Here is a 522-nt window from a genome sequence, read left to right as displayed (position 1 = left end):
AAACTTTCTGGAAACGGGCTTCTTGTTTTTGCGCTGATTTACAGTTTTTCTAATGTCGGGAAAAAGGAATTCCATGGCAGTGCCGGTTATATTGCCTCTGCTTTAAATATGAGCCGCAGAACGGTTGTCAGTACCTTAAAATCTTTGACCGACAATGGACTGATTAAGAAAAAAATAACAGGGCGGTATTGCAATTATTCTGTCCCACCTGTGCAAAATTTGCACACATCATGCGCAGAAATTGCACAGTTATCTGCGCAAAATTTGCACACTACCTGTGAAAATTTTTCACACCATATTAAAGATATAAGTATAGTTGATAGTAGTAGTGGTAATGAAAAAATTACTACTACGGATAAATTTATTAATGCTTGTAAAAAAGCCGGTTTCTCCCTAGGCAGAAAAAAGGTTGCTGAAATCCTGAAATCCGGTATTGATCCTTCTTGGCTTTCCGGGGCTTTTACATATCCTGAATACATTGCAGAGGCGATACAAGAAAACTACCCGAATAATCCGCAAAAT

Annotated in this window: 1 protein-coding gene; it reads left to right on the top strand. The window is 38.1% G+C overall.

Annotated features, from left to right (window positions below; all coding sequences use genetic code 11):
* Positions 1 to 522, top strand: a 522-nt coding sequence (locus ACYVRH_RS14380) for a helix-turn-helix domain-containing protein (RefSeq protein WP_461257554.1), incomplete at both ends; no start/stop codon positions are given.

Source organism: Treponema sp. R80B11-R83G3 (assembly GCF_054786115.1).
The sequence above is the reverse complement of the archived record's forward strand: the minus strand, read 5'-3'. Positions and strand labels throughout refer to the sequence as shown.